The organism is Komagataeibacter oboediens (assembly GCF_003207815.1).
Taxonomy (GTDB): Bacteria; Pseudomonadota; Alphaproteobacteria; order Acetobacterales; family Acetobacteraceae; genus Komagataeibacter; species Komagataeibacter oboediens.
Window position 1 is genome coordinate 53,775 of sequence record NZ_NKTX01000013.1, and the last position, 13,776, is coordinate 67,550.

The 13,776-nt window shown below is 58.2% G+C and carries 12 protein-coding genes; 6 read left to right on the plus strand and 6 right to left on the minus strand.

Features of this window, described 5'->3' with window-relative positions:
• Positions 1 to 24 precede the first annotated feature (24 nt).
• From CFR80_RS08075 to glnT, 4 genes are all read left to right on the plus strand, one after another.
• Positions 25 to 924, plus strand: coding sequence for a class II glutamine amidotransferase (locus tag CFR80_RS08075; protein ID WP_010515364.1), 900 nt, complete (start codon positions 25 to 27; stop codon positions 922 to 924).
• Positions 921 to 1,607, plus strand: coding sequence for a GltB/FmdC/FwdC-like GXGXG domain-containing protein (locus CFR80_RS08080; protein ID WP_232275802.1), 687 nt, complete (start codon positions 921 to 923; stop codon positions 1,605 to 1,607). The genes CFR80_RS08075 and CFR80_RS08080 overlap by 4 nt, the downstream gene beginning before the upstream one ends.
• Before the next feature lie 7 nt (positions 1,608 to 1,614).
• Entirely contained in the window at positions 1,615 to 2,952 is a 1,338-nt protein-coding gene (locus CFR80_RS08085) for an FMN-binding glutamate synthase family protein (protein WP_010515362.1), read from the plus strand.
• A gap of 76 nt (positions 2,953 to 3,028) precedes the next feature.
• Positions 3,029 to 4,357 carry a type III glutamate--ammonia ligase gene (glnT, locus tag CFR80_RS08090; protein WP_110507229.1) on the plus strand — a complete coding sequence of 443 codons (1,329 nt, stop codon included), beginning with the start codon at positions 3,029 to 3,031 and terminating at the stop codon, positions 4,355 to 4,357.
• Between the two features lie 110 nt (positions 4,358 to 4,467).
• Here glnT and CFR80_RS08095 read toward each other — a convergent pair whose 3' ends face one another.
• The 6 genes from CFR80_RS08095 to CFR80_RS08120 all read right to left on the minus strand — a co-directional run bounded on the left by CFR80_RS08095 (position 4,468) and on the right by CFR80_RS08120 (position 11,749).
• Positions 4,468 to 5,241, minus strand: a complete 774-nt coding sequence (locus tag CFR80_RS08095) for an N-acyl homoserine lactonase family protein (protein ID WP_010515359.1) — start codon at positions 5,239 to 5,241, stop codon at positions 4,468 to 4,470.
• Between the two features lie 57 nt (positions 5,242 to 5,298).
• Positions 5,299 to 6,756, minus strand: a complete 1,458-nt coding sequence (locus tag CFR80_RS08100; protein ID WP_157132936.1) for an amidohydrolase family protein — start codon at positions 6,754 to 6,756, stop codon at positions 5,299 to 5,301.
• Between the two features lie 51 nt (positions 6,757 to 6,807).
• Positions 6,808 to 8,073, minus strand: coding sequence for a lipase family protein (locus CFR80_RS08105; protein ID WP_010515357.1), 1,266 nt, complete (start codon positions 8,071 to 8,073; stop codon positions 6,808 to 6,810).
• The gene (locus CFR80_RS08110) at positions 8,070 to 8,876 is read right to left on the minus strand and encodes an IclR family transcriptional regulator domain-containing protein (RefSeq protein WP_010515356.1); all 807 of its coding nucleotides are present in this window, start codon (positions 8,874 to 8,876) and stop codon (positions 8,070 to 8,072) included. Before CFR80_RS08110 ends, CFR80_RS08105 begins: the two co-directional genes overlap by 4 nt.
• 108 nt (positions 8,877 to 8,984) lie before the next feature.
• Complete coding sequence (locus tag CFR80_RS08115) at positions 8,985 to 10,421, minus strand: glutamine synthetase family protein (RefSeq protein WP_110507221.1); 1,437 nt, start codon at positions 10,419 to 10,421, stop codon at positions 8,985 to 8,987.
• A 14-nt stretch (positions 10,422 to 10,435) separates the two neighbouring features.
• A complete protein-coding gene (locus tag CFR80_RS08120; protein ID WP_010515445.1) occupies positions 10,436 to 11,749 on the minus strand; it encodes an aromatic ring-hydroxylating dioxygenase subunit alpha in 1,314 nt (437 codons plus the stop codon).
• A 189-nt stretch (positions 11,750 to 11,938) separates the two neighbouring features.
• On the opposite strand from CFR80_RS08120, the gene CFR80_RS08125 reads away from it, so the two are divergent.
• A complete protein-coding gene (locus CFR80_RS08125; protein ID WP_010515444.1) occupies positions 11,939 to 12,262 on the plus strand; it encodes a 2Fe-2S iron-sulfur cluster-binding protein in 324 nt (107 codons plus the stop codon).
• Entirely contained in the window at positions 12,262 to 13,482 is a 1,221-nt protein-coding gene (locus CFR80_RS08130) for an NAD(P)/FAD-dependent oxidoreductase (RefSeq protein WP_110507222.1), read from the plus strand. The genes CFR80_RS08125 and CFR80_RS08130 overlap by 1 nt, the downstream gene beginning before the upstream one ends.
• Positions 13,483 to 13,776 lie beyond the last annotated feature (294 nt).

The window sequence follows — 13,776 nt, forward strand, 5'->3', positions numbered from 1 at the left end:
TCCTCTTTCGGCGGAGAAATGACGATGTGTGGCATCGTTGGGTTGTTTTTGAAAAATCCCGATCTTCAACCTGAACTGGGGCTTCTGACATCCCAGATGCTGAAGGTCATGACGGAGCGCGGGCCCGACAGCGCAGGTTTTGCCGTCTATGGCGGCGCACGGCACGGGCAGACCAAGATTACGGTGCGTGGCGTCGCCCCCGCGCAGACCGCACTCTTTGAAAAAGGGCTGGCGGGTATTGCCGGTCCCGAAATGTCCGTGACCTGCCGCAATGACCATACGGTCATTACTCTGCCGACCGAACATGAACAGACCGTGCGCCGGTTCATCGACGCATTCGGCCACGGGGTTGCATTCGTTTCCAGCGGTGACAGCATCGAACTGTATAAAGGCGTCGGGTTGCCGGAAGATGTTGCAGCCCGCTTCGACCTTGCGGGCATGCGTGGCACCCACGCCATCGGGCATACCCGCATGGCGACGGAATCCGCCGTAACGACGGCTGGCGCGCACCCGTTTTCGACTGGCCCGGACCAGTGTCTTGTGCATAACGGATCACTGTCGAACCATAATACCCTGCGCCGCCAGCTGGTACGTGAAGGACTGAAATTCGCCACCGAGAATGACTCGGAAGTTGCCGCGGGCTATCTGTCGTGGCGTCTGTCACGCGGTGAACGGCTGGATGAGGCGCTGACAGCCTCCCTTGCGGACCTTGACGGTTTCTACACCTTCGTCGTCGGCACGCGTGACGGGTTCGCGGTCCTGCGCGACCCGGTGGCATGCAAGCCCGCCGTCATTGCGGAAACGGATGACTATGTTGCGTTTGCTTCCGAATACCGGGCATTTGCCCGGCTGCCGGGCATCGGGCAGGCAACCGTTTTTGAACCTGAGCCACAGCGCGTCTATCACTGGGAACATGCGGCATGAGTAACATGCAGGAAATCGATCTGGCCCGATGCACGCTCCGTGAAGCCAACAGCCAGCTACAGGGCGAGGATGCGACAGGTGCATGGGTCATTCGCAATCCGCAGGGTCGGCACGCCCTGGCCGTTGGCCTGAACGCGCCGATTGACGTCATGATTGACGGGCAGGCCGGATATTATGCAGGCGGTATGAACAAGCATGCCAATATCACCATTGAAGGCAATGCCGGCCCCGGCGTTGCTGAAAACATGATGAGTGGCAGCACCCGCGTGCGCGGCAATGCCAGCATGGCAGCCGGTGCCACGGGACACGGCGGGCTGCTGGTGATCGATGGGGATGCCGGGGCGCGCTGCGGCATATCGATGAAGGGCATCGAAATCGTGGTGCGCGGTTCGGTCGGGCATATGAGTGCCTTCATGGCGCAGTCCGGCACGCTGGTCGTTTGTGGGGACGCGGGCGAAGCACTGGGGGACAGCCTGTACGAAGCGAAGATTTTCGTGCGTGGCGAAGTCAGAAGCCTGGGTGCGGACTGCGAGGAAAAGGACATGACGGCTGACGACCTGGCCTGCCTGCAGTCCCTGCTGGACCGCGCAGGTGTGACCGAATATCCGGCAGACAGCTTCCGTCTCTATGGATCCGCGCGCCGCCTGTACCATTTCCATGTTGATAACGCCGCGGCGTACTGAGGCCATCATGACAGACAATACAAAGAAGATCCCGCGAACGAAGCCGCGTTTTTCCGCAACATTCGATCCCTTCACCATTTCCGAAATCCAGCGCGCCGCTGCCACCGGGATTTATGACATCCGCGGTGCTGGCACCAAGCGCAAGCTGCCCCATTTCGATGACCTGCTGTTCCTTGGGGCGTCCATTTCCCGCTATCCGCTGGAAGGTTACCGTGAACGCTGTGACACGGATGTCGTGCTGGGCACGCGGTTCGCGAAAAAACCCATTCACCTCAAGACGCCGGTGACCATTGCGGGCATGTCCTTCGGTGCGCTGTCCGCGCAAGCCAAGGAGGCGCTGGGACGCGGGGCCAGCGCTGTCGGGACCTCCACGACCACAGGTGACGGCGGCATGACGCCGGAGGAGCGGGGACATTCCTCGACCCTTGTCTACCAGTACCTGCCTTCGCGCTATGGCATGAACCCTGATGACCTGCGTCGTGCGGACGCGATTGAAGTGGTGGTGGGACAGGGCGCAAAGCCTGGCGGTGGCGGCATGCTGCTGGGGCAGAAGATTTCCAGCCGTGTAGCCAGGATGCGCGACCTGCCCGAAGGCATCGACCAGCGTTCCGCCTGCCGCCACCCGGACTGGACGGGGCCGGACGATCTTGAAATCAAGATCGAGGAACTGCGGGAAATTACGGCGTGGGAAAAGCCCATCTATATCAAGGTGGGGGCAAGCCGTCCCTATTACGACGTGTCGCTGGCGGTAAAGGCCGGGGCGGATGTCGTGGTCCTCGACGGGATGCAGGGCGGCACGGCGGCAACGCAGGAAGTCTTTATTGAACATGTCGGCCTGCCCATTCTCTCGGCCATTCGCCCCGCAGTGCAGGCGCTGCAGGATCTGGGCATGCACCGCAAGGTACAGCTGATCGTGTCCGGTGGCATCCGCAGCGGCGCGGACATGGCCAAGGCCCTGGCGCTGGGTGCGGATGCGGTGGCTATTGGCACTGCCGCCCTGATCGCACTGGGTGACCAGAGTCCGGAGCTGGCGGAAGAATACGCCCGGCTGGGTACGGTTCCCGGCGCGTATGACGACTGGCAGGACGGACGCGACCCCGCCGGTATCACCACGCAGGACCCGGAACTGGCCGCACGCCTTGATCCCATTATGGGGGGGCGGCGGATTGCCAATTACCTGTCTGTCATGACGATGGAAGCGCAGGCGATTGCCCGTGCATGCGGAAAGAGCCACCTGCACAATCTTGAACCTGAAGACCTTGTCGCCCTGACGATGGAAGCGGCTGCCATGACCCGCATCCCGCTGGCCGGGACGGAATGGTACCCGGGTAAGCAGGGCTTCTGAAAACATGGCGGGGCACCTTTGCACAGGTGCTTCCTTTTCGGGTTTCTCGACGATACTGAACACGGATATCCTGCTTATGGTTCAAGATACTATCCCGCAGCGGCCGCCTGTCGATCTTGCAGCCGTAGCTGAAGAGCGGGGAATAAAATACTTTCTCATTTCCTATACCGACCTGTCGGGTGCACAGCGGGCGAAACTGGTGCCGGCTGTTGCCATAAGGGACATGCAGAAGAACGGGGCCGGATTTGCGGGGTTTGCGGCTGCGTTCCAGCTTTCCCCTGCTGATCCCGATCTGGTTGCTGTGCCCGACCCCACGACACTGATCCAGCTTCCATGGAAGCCTGAAGTCGGCTGGCTGGCATCCGACCTGAAAATGCATGGGCAGTGGATCGAGCAGGGGCCACGCAACACATTACGCCGGATGATCGACCGGGCGGCGCAGGCCGGACTGACGGTCAAGACCGGGGTGGAGTGCGAATTCTTCCTGCTGACACCGGATGGGCAGACCATTGGTGACGCGCACGATAATGCTGCCAAATCATGTTATGATGCATCGGCATTGATGCGGCAGTATGATGTGATTACCGAAATATGCGACGCGATGCTGGAACTGGGCTGGCAGCCCTACCAGAACGACCATGAGGACGCAAATGGCCAGTTCGAAATGAACTGGATATTTGATGAGGCCATGGTCACCGCAGACCGCCATGTATTTTTCAAATTCATGACACGATCCATTGCCGAGAAGCATGGATTGCGGGCGACATTCATGCCCAAACCCTTCGTCAACCTGACGGGCAGCGGCTGTCATGCGCATATCTCGCTGTGGAACAACGGCAGGAATGTCTGTCATGCGGACGGCGATCCGCTCGGGCTGTCCGCGCAGGGGTATCATTTTGTCGGTGGCCTGATCGAAAATGCGGATGCGCTGTGCGCCTTCCTCAATCCCGTGGTGAATTCCTACAAGCGCATCAATGCGCCACGGACTGTTTCGGGCGCTACATGGTCCCCCAATTCCGTTACGTATGCCGGGGATAACCGGACCCACATGATCCGTGTGCCGGGCAAGGGACGTTTTGAAATGCGGCTGCCCGATGGTGCGGCCAATCCTTACCTGCTGCAGGCTTCGCTGCTGGCGGCCGGGCTGGATGGGCTGGAACGCAGACTGGATCCGGGCAAGCCGCTGGACATCAACATGTACACGGATGGCCATACGGTTCCGGATGCCAAGAAACTGCCCCTGAACCTGCTGGATGCCGTACGTGCGCTGGACGCGTCCACAGCAATGCGCCGACTGCTGGGTGATGGGCTGGTCGGTCCGTATATCAACCTGAAAATGGAGGAATGGAATGCCTATTGTGGGCATCTGTCCACATGGGAACGGCAGGCGACGCTTGACTGCTGAAAACCATGACCGCGTATGTGTGCAGGGCGGGTGACTGTCAGGTCCCCGCCTTTTTTTATGGTGCATATGGGGCGGACCGTTTTGCCTGTCACGGCCCGTATTCCGGTCATTCAGGCATAGAAATTGGGGGAGAGCGGCAGGTTCTGTATTTCCTGCGGGTCATGAAACAGGATGAGTTCCGCATTGAAACGCTGGGAGAGGGCATTGATCCGCTGGATGGACCCAAGGGCTGCCTCGGCATCATAGGTGACCCCGGGTAGTACTTCATGCGCAAAGTTCTCGCGTAAATCACCGGCATCGAATGTCAGGATCTTTTTACCCGAACAGGGCAGGGTAACAATTGCCGACTGGTGCCCCGGCGTATGACCGTATGTTGCAATCAGGTCCAGGCCGGGGCACAGGCTCCAGTCACCGTTATGGAAGTTCCACGCAATATCATCACTGGCGAAGTCTTCGGTGAAATAGCCGTATTCCTTGCACTCCATGGCGTAAGAGTATTCTGCTTCCTGCATATGGATAACGGCATTGGGAAGCTTTTTTATGTATCCGGAATGATCATAGTGCAGATGGGAAATAATGACGTCGGAAATGTCATCCAGCCCGATGCCGATTTCAGCAAGCAGTCCTTCAAGATCATGCCCTTTGCGGATAATGGGCGGCGTTACGCCATAATCGGAAAAATACCTGGCTTTGTTTTCCTCGGTTGAAAGATAAAAAGGGTCCAGGCCAGTATCAAGCATTGTCCACCCTGTCGCAGTTCTCAGCAGATAGACACAGATCGGGGCGCAGATCATGAAATTCTGCCCACGGCCCAGGGTTGAGACGGACTTGGGTATGACTTCATATCCACATAGAAGAATATAAAGACGCTCGACGGCCGTCATGCTACTTCTCCATGGTATGTTGTCTGTTGAATGTATGTCATCTGTATTGGACCATAGTCATGCCAGATGCGCACCGGACCGGTAGAAGCGTCTTATCCCGTCCTGCATCTGAAGGTCATGCACCTGTCTGTCCGTATTGGTCCTTGCATCGATGAACCGGGCGGTACTGCGTAGTTCTGCTTCAATGTCGGACCTTGAGACCGTGCGGCATCGACCGTTTTCGACAATGGTTTTCCCGTTTATGATCAGGCGGTCCACGTCCTGATGTGTCAGGCGCGACATAAGTATGTCAGGGGTCAGGGGCATGGCCGGAGCTGTCGCATGAATGCGTCCGGTGTCCAGCACCACCACGTCCGCCACCTCTCCTGCGGCAAGACGGCCCCCATCGCGCGATCCGGTCACAATATAGCGTCCGTCCTGCATCAGTGCCTTCAGGCATGCAGGCAGCATCAGGTTCATGTCGCCCGGGCCATCAATGCCGGGGGCCAGGGCCTGCGTTATGCCCTTCACAAGGCGTGCTTCACGCAGGATATCGTCATCATCTTCCAGCGCCATTCCATCCAGGCCGATACCAAACGTAATGCCTGAACGGACGATCTGGGGCAGAGGCGGAAAACCGGAGCACAGGCGCATGTTGGATGACAGGTTGCATGCAATCGTGACGCCGCGTTGTATCAGAAGGTCCAGTTCCCACGGCTGAAGCCAGACACAGTGCGCAAGGGTAAGGCGGGGACTGAGCAGGCCAATTTCGTCAAAATAGGTCACGATACCCTGCGGGAAGTGATGATCGGCCCAGTCCCGCTGGAGCTTTGTCTCAAGGAAATGCATGTGGACACGGCGATTTTCGGCCGCCGAAATCTCGGCAATCTTTTCCAGCGTTTCCCGGTTGGTCCATTGTGGGCCAACGGGGCCGAACTGTATGGTGAAGGTATCTGTTTCCAGCGCCTTCAGTTCTTCAAAGATCCGCAGCCCTTCTTCCAGTGTGCGTTTATGGCGCGCTGCCCATAGCTGCGGGTGAGCCTGCGGGTTATCGACAAAGCGCGCCAGATCCGCCGTTTCGCCATAGACAAACGGGTTTTCCCCGGCAAAGGGCAGTGCGAACGCAACACGGATCCCGACCTGCTGGGCTGCCTGCGCCACGCCTTTCGCTTCTTCCAGCAGTCTGCGGCCATCCTGCGTGTTATGGCAGTGTACCACGGCGCCGATCCCGGCTTCCGCCATGCGAGTAAAGGCGCAGGCCGTGCTGAGATAGGAAAGGGCGCGCGGTTCCAGCCCGAGGCGCGCCATCCATATCTCCAGTGGACCATCGGCTATGCCAACAGACAGGGTGGGAAAACCGCGGCCATGGTCATGCGCGTTGGCAAAGGGCGGCATGGCCACCCGGCGCGATGCCCCCGCCAGATCAGGGGAAGGGGCAATACGTTCGATATGCCTGCCGTTCAGGCACAGGCGTTGGTTGGCCACCAGTTCAGGATCTGTCGGGTTGGCCAGAAGATAGTCTACATCCAGATCCATGGTGTCATCCATCAATAGAAAACTGCGGTCATCCCGGTTGGGACCGGGACCTTAATTATTGAATTTCACGTCCGTCCGCGGGGTCTGTATGGGACCGGGTTCCGCAAGGTCGTGACAGGAGGATGGTGCCGGCCTGCCATCCATAACGCCCTGAACAAAAGGCCATGAATCCTGCAATGCGTAATTGACGGTACCGCTATGGGTCAGTCCGGGATATTTGTACCAGACAACCGACGTTCCGGCCTGGCACAGCGTCTTGACCGCTTCATACTGTCCGTTGGTGCCTGCCATGTTATCAGAAAGGCCCGTCCCGACAAAAAGCGGTATGGTCACATGGCCGTCCGGCAGATCGAAATAAGTATTGAATTTGGCGTCAGACGGGGGAAGATCCGATTTGATCAGTTCACCGCCCTCATGAATATCAAGCGCCTTTGCCTGATTGAACAGATCATGCAGGCAGCCCTCGTTTGCCGTCTTGTAAAGCGCCTTTCCCTTTTCCGACAGATAGGCCGGCAGGTCGGTCTGGGGCGCGATAGCCTGGTCACTGCCCGCAAGCCGCAGCATTGCAAAGGCAGGGTCCATTTTCAGGATGGTTGTATAATGCTGGTCGACGCTTGTCTGCCCGTTACGTTCCTTATCGCCGATGGCGGTCACCAGTCCGGTCAGCACCCCACCGACAATATGAAGTTGCGGTGCGTAATGCGGATATTCCCATGCAGCGGCCAGCGCGGCACCCGCCCCCTGTGACTGTCCGATCAGGACAATCCGGTTCTGGATATCCAGTGATCTGTCGCCAATAACTGCACGCGCGGCATCAAGGGCGCTATAGGCTTCGGGCCGGTAGAGCAGGTAGGGATGCACACCTTCGGTCCCCAGCCCCTGGTAATCGGTCGCGACAACGGCAAACCCCTTTTCCAGCCATGCGTTCAGATAGGCCTGATCGCGCTTGCTGGGCCCGCGCCGGGAGGGGGCGCACTGATCGGCAAAGCCCACTGTGCCATGTTCCCATGAAACCAGTGGCCAGCCGCCTTTTGGGGGGGCGGATCTGGGAAACAGTATGTAGCCTGATACGGCGGTCTTTTCTGTATTGTTCAGGCCATTCGTGGAACTGTACAGAATGCGCAGCGCTTTCCCCGTTGCCGGGGGCAGCCAGGATTCAGTCAGTTTTTCCGTGCGAAGCATTGTGCCCGGCGCCGCCGATACAGGTTCCGACCATTCATAAAAGGGAGGGAGCGGGGTCAGGACACCTGCCGCATGCGCCGTGCCCAGTGTCAGGCTGGCGGCAACTGATAAAAACAGGAAAGACTTTGGTATCATAGTAACTGGTTCCTTATTTCCGAACATGCCTGATGCAGAACCGGAATAATACTCTCTTTTTTCTCGGGGGAACTGATCTTCTCGACACGGGTCCCCATGTTCAGGGCGGCAACCTGCACCCCGTCGCGCCGGATCAGTGGAACGGCAATCGAACAGTACCCGATCTCGACTTCCTGTTCGACAATACAGAATCCAGTCTCGGCAGTATGGGAGAAGATTTCACTTAACCGCTGTTTGTCTGTCACCGTAAAGGGCGTCAGGCGCACGGGTGACAGGTTCTGGAGGAACGTGTCACGTTCCTCGGGCGGCAGGGCGGAAATCAGGATACGCCCGACGGCGCTGCAATATGCGGGCAGCCGCATGCCGATGTTTTCCCGGATCTGATAAGTCGGTGATTTCCCGGGGGAAGCATACGCGATCATCAGGGCCTCGGTCTGGTCCATGACCGCGACGGAACAGTTGGCGTCCAGTTCGGTGGCCAGTCGTTCGCATAATGGCTGGAGGATGGACGATATGGGGTTGGTATCAAGATAACTGCTGGCCAGTTCCAGAATCTTGGGCTGTATCCTGAACAGCCGCCCCTCCTCGGCAAGATAGCCCATATGTACAAGGGTCAGAAGCGCACGGCGCACGGTCGCGCGGGGAAGGTCCAGCTTCCGTGCGATTTCACTCAGCGTCATGGCCCGGCTGTCGGATGAGAAAGTCCCGAGAACGCCCAGGCCACGCGCCAGTGCTTCCGAAAAATCCCTGCCTGCCGGGTTTGCACTCCGTGCATCGGCGCTGCTGCTCTGAAGCCGGCTCATGTTCTGATGGTTCCCATGTTATGTCAGGTTGGCCATGGATATGTCACGTCACATGGACTGCCATATCCCGGCCATGGCAGGAACTGCCTGACCGGGATGTGGTGGGGTTCAGAACAGGTCGAAATATTCCCGCTGTTCCCATTCGCTTACCTCCAGTTCATACCGCCTGATTTCTGATCGTTTTATCTGCGTTATATAATCTATGAACAGTCCGCCAAAGGCTGCGCGGAATGTCTCGTTGGTCTGCAGCGCATCCACTGCTTCGGCCAGGGTCTGGGGCAGAAGGGGGCTCTGGTTGTCATAGGGGGTTTCGGTCGGCGGTCCCGGGTCAATCTTCTGGGCCAGCCCGTCCATGCCCGCCACGACCTGCGATGCGAGGTACAGATAGGGATTGGCCGCGGGTTCGCCCACACGGTTTTCCACGCGCGACGCCCTGTCGCCCGGTGCGCATAGCGCCCGTACCATGACGCCCCTGTTGTCGATGCCCCATGCCGCCCGGTCCGGCGCAAGTGAGAAGGGGCGGTAGCGTTTGTACCCATTGATGGTCGGGGTGGAGAAGACAGCCGCCGCTGCAGCATTCTTCAGCAGCCCGCCCATCCAGTGCAGCCCCGTTTCCGACATGGCTTCCGTCGGGCCTGATGGTTCGAAAACATTCCGGTGGGTCGCACGATCGCATAGCGACTGATGCAGGTGCCACCCGCTTGACATGACCGAGGGCAGGCGGGGCCGGCACATGAAGCTGGCATGATAGCCATGACGCTGGCAGACCTGCTTTGCGGCGGCACGGAACAGGACCATGTCATCGGCAGGCTGGCTGCCCTGTCCGACATTGAAGACCATTTCCACCTGGCTGGGTCCGAATTCCACCTCCAGCGAGGCAAGGTCAAGCCCGAGGCCCTGAACATTTTTCCGCAGGACTTCAAGAATCGGGTCCAGCGTATCGTAATTCAGCTCCGTCAGGTAGTTGTACCCGCGATGGGTCAGTTCCACCGTGGAGGGTTCCCCCGGCTGTCCTGCATCCGATAGCGCAAGCCGGGGATCGACCATGCGCGTAAGGTGGAATTCAACCTCCAGTCCCGACATGAAATCATATCCCTGATCAGCCAGGGATTTCATGGCATTGTGGCACAGGTGGCGTGTGGCGATCGGGACGGGGCGGCCATCCCTGAAATACAGATCACAGAGTACCCAGCCCGAATGCGGTGCCCAGGGCAGCACCCGGAACGTCGTGGGGTCAGGCACCATGACCATGTCGGCCGACCCGCGCATTTCCTTCAGCCCCGGAACATTCTGGGGCGTGAAGACGGAAATGACCGTGCGGTGCGCCGTATCTTTCATCAGCAGCGATGATGCGATTGTCAGGCCGTTTTTAAAAGCGCCCTCCACCCCGCCTGCGACCAGTGTCTTGCCGCGCAGGATTCCATGCTGGTCAGGAAAAGAAAACCTGACCACCGAGAGGTCTTCGGCCCTGATCCGGTTCTGGACTTCCTTGGCCGCCTGCTGCTGCTCCGGTGACCACAGATCGTATTTTTCTATGAAGGACATCTTCTCGCTACTTTTTAATCGCGTTTTTTCCAGGAAGCTCCGTTGCGTCGGTTGGCGTCCACCTGGCGCCAGTAGGTATCGATACTGTTGCTGGGGGCGACCCCGTCCATGGTGGCGGGCCCCTGGATCGCAGCCGCTTCATCGGGTGTCAGGACCATAAGCGGGGTTTCGCCGTTCACCGCTTTGGTGATCGCATCAACCAGAATGCGTCGGTAGGCGATAATGCCCTTGTCGCTCTGCCCCAGGTGTTCACGCGTCCTGTCCTGGATCGGCCCGAGGGATTCAACGGCCCACTGGTCATGTACGTTAATGTCCTCGCCCATGCCGGTATATGTCTTGTGGAGCTGTTCCTCGACATTGAAGCCGTAATTGTTATGGCGTCCGACACGCGGCCTGTAATCCGGCAGGGTGTACAGTTCCAGGCGCTGGTTGCGCATGTGGGTCTTGTTTACGGGCGTCGTGAAGCTGGTGAAGATGGCGTACCAGTAGCATGACGTATCATCGATCGGTACATGCCATTGCGTGATGGTCATTTCGCTTGAAAGCGGAATGACAAATGCCTGCGGAAACAGCAGATTGGTGACGCGGACATGTGTTTTGTCATCGCTCATCGGCCGGGTGGCGATCAGTTGCAGGCCGTAATTGGTTTTATCGACCTCGATCGCGGGGGCATCGAATTCCCGCAGCACGCGTGTCATCGGCATGTCACTGTCTGAAGATGTCGCGCGGAACTGCCTGCCATAGGCGGATTCGGGTTCATCATCTTCAAAAAAACGATGCAGGAAGCTTGCATGCGCCGGGTCAATTCCGACTTCCAGTGCCTGAAGCCAGTTGCATTCCATCAGTCCCTTGAACGCGAAGACATGGCTGTCCGGGGCCTGAAAACAGTCAAGGGCCGGGAAGGCCGGGGGGGCGCCTTCACCAAGATAGGTGAAGATGATGCCGCTTTTTTCCACGACGGGATACGAACGCTGACGGATCTTCCCGCACAGTCTGCTTCCCGCAGGTTCGGCCGGGGTTTCAAGGCACTGGCCCTGCGCATCGAAAAGCCAGCCATGGAACGGACAGCGCAGGCCGCCATCTTCCAGTCGACCGAATGCCAGATCCGCACCCCGGTGCGGACAGTCACGGTCAAGAACGCCCAGCCTGCCGCTTTCATCGCGGAAGACAACCAGATCCTGCCCCAGCAGCCGGGCCGGCCGGATGGGCCGTTTTCCTTCAAGTTCGTCCGACAGCGCCACCGGCTGCCAGTAACGGCGTAACAGGGTGCCGGCCGGCGTACCGGCAGAAATTCTTGTTATGAAATCGTTCTGTTCCGAACTCATCATATCGCGAGGTACTCCAGCGAAATGTCAGATGTATTTGCCGCATCTTGTCCGATTAGCGAACAAGACTTCCATATACGGACATTATGCTTGCGCTAATTGTGGAAGAAGAGCAAGCTTGTTTCGCACTCGTGACAATAAACTTGTTACGACATGTGTACCGCTCAATTGCATGTATTGGGGATGTCAAGCATGACCGAAGTGATTTTCCACCTACCTGACGGATCTGCCCGATCGGTCGCCGCCAAGTCTGGCCAGACTGTCATGCAGGTCGCTGTTCAGGGAAATGTCCGTGGAATTGATGCGGAGTGCGGGGGCGCGTGCGCGTGCGCCACATGTCATGTCTATGTTGAACCGGAATACGTGGGGCTGATCCCCCCTGCAAGCGAAGAAGAATCCGAAATGCTTGACGGTGTTGCGGCGGAACGACGCCCCAACAGCCGCCTAGCATGCCAGATTACCGTGCCGGATGACGTGGAAACCTTTGGCGTTGATGTGCCGGAGTGCCAGTTTTAATGGGAAAGGGGACGCTTATCATTGGTGCCTCGCATGCTGGCGTGCAGTGTGCATCGGCCCTGAGGGACGCGGGTTACGCCGAACGCATCATCCTTGTGGGCGAGGACGATGCCCTGCCGTACCATCGTCCCCCGCTATCGAAATCCTTCATCTGCGCGAAGGTGTCGGAAGAAGATATCGAGCTGAAAAGCCATGCATTCTATACGGATGAACAGATCGAGCTGAAGCGCGGGCTGCGCGCGGACTCCATCTGTCGTGAGACACGCACCGTAACACTGTCCAATGGCGAGACACTGGATTACGACAATCTGGTGCTGGCGACGGGCAGCCGCCCCCGCTTGTGGCGAAAGGGTGAAATGCCCGGCAATGTGCATGTCCTGCGCACCCTTGCTGATGCGCGTCATATCATTGGCGCACTGAAGGCGACGGACGGGACCGTCGCAATCGTGGGTGGCGGGTATGTTGGCCTGGAACTGGCGGCGACGGTCAGAACGCAGTTTGGTCGTGATGTCGTTATCATAGAAGCATCCCGCCGCCTGCTGTCCCGGTCGGCTTCGCCGCTGCTGTCGGACTGGGTGGCGCGCCAGCATGTGCAGGCGGGATCACGTCTTTTGCTGAATACGCCCATGGTCGGGTTTGAAACATCTAATGGCGTGGTGGATGCGGTCGTGCTGGATGGCCAGCCGGATGTGAAAGCCGGTGTGGTCATACTCGGCCTTGGGATTGTCCCCAATGAGGAACTGGCGTCGCAGGCCGGCATCCGGTGCGCTGATGGCATTATGGTGGATGAATTCTGCCGGACGGATGACCCCTGCGTCTATGCAATCGGAGACTGCGCGCGCTTTTCCGTTGCGCAGGTTGATCACACGGTGCGACTGGAATGCGTTCAGAACGCGCATGATCAGGCAAGGGTCGCCGCCGCCACCATTGCAGGAAATCCGACCCCCTACAGGCCGGTGCCATGGTTCTGGTCTGACCAGATGGGGGCAAAGCTGCAGACTGTCGGTTTTCTGGATAATACCGTCTCGTCCATCACGTATGGGGATATCGAAAATGGAAAGGGTGCATTCTTTCATTTCGATTCAGAAAAAAATCTGTGCGCGGCCGAGACCGTCAACAACCCCGCCATTCACATGCAGATCCGTAGGGCACTGGCTGCTGGCAAGAAGTTGGATCAGCAACGTTTTGAACATGAAGGGAAGTTGGACCTGAAATCATAGAATTAGCGCAACTTATACTTTCCCTAAGTTGCAGTTTTGTGTGTGTTTGGTGCTACACCTGCCGTCTAAGATAATTCCTGAAAGGAAAAATAGTTTCTTACAGCCGCATGCGATGCTACATTTTTGGTGCCGGACCGTAACGACATGCCAGGGTCAGGCGCACTTGGTTGATTGTCGTAATATTCTGCAGGCCGGAGAGCCTGATCCGAAAGTTTTTGAACAATACCAGCATGTTGTGATTCATCCGTCTTTGCGAAGAGATGGAGTGAATGGTGGCATGGACTGGTATTGCCC

Bases quoted from the DNA above. Each gene is read 5' to 3' on its own strand.
- CFR80_RS08075 (WP_010515364.1), top strand. From the start codon at position 25: ATGTGTGGCATCGTTGGGTTGTTTTTGAAAAATCCCGATCTTCAACCT.
- CFR80_RS08080 (WP_232275802.1), top strand. From the start codon at position 921: ATGAGTAACATGCAGGAAATCGATCTGGCCCGATGCACGCTCCGTGAA.
- CFR80_RS08085 (WP_010515362.1), top strand. From the start codon at position 1,615: ATGACAGACAATACAAAGAAGATCCCGCGAACGAAGCCGCGTTTTTCC.
- glnT (WP_110507229.1), top strand. From the start codon at position 3,029: ATGGTTCAAGATACTATCCCGCAGCGGCCGCCTGTCGATCTTGCAGCC.
- CFR80_RS08095 (WP_010515359.1), bottom strand. From the start codon at position 5,241: ATGACGGCCGTCGAGCGTCTTTATATTCTTCTATGTGGATATGAAGTC.
- CFR80_RS08100 (WP_157132936.1), bottom strand. From the start codon at position 6,756: ATGGATCTGGATGTAGACTATCTTCTGGCCAACCCGACAGATCCTGAA.
- CFR80_RS08105 (WP_010515357.1), bottom strand. From the start codon at position 8,073: ATGATACCAAAGTCTTTCCTGTTTTTATCAGTTGCCGCCAGCCTGACA.
- CFR80_RS08110 (WP_010515356.1), bottom strand. From the start codon at position 8,876: ATGAGCCGGCTTCAGAGCAGCAGCGCCGATGCACGGAGTGCAAACCCG.
- CFR80_RS08115 (WP_110507221.1), bottom strand. From the start codon at position 10,421: ATGTCCTTCATAGAAAAATACGATCTGTGGTCACCGGAGCAGCAGCAG.
- CFR80_RS08120 (WP_010515445.1), bottom strand. From the start codon at position 11,749: ATGATGAGTTCGGAACAGAACGATTTCATAACAAGAATTTCTGCCGGT.
- CFR80_RS08125 (WP_010515444.1), top strand. From the start codon at position 11,939: ATGACCGAAGTGATTTTCCACCTACCTGACGGATCTGCCCGATCGGTC.
- CFR80_RS08130 (WP_110507222.1), top strand. From the start codon at position 12,262: ATGGGAAAGGGGACGCTTATCATTGGTGCCTCGCATGCTGGCGTGCAG.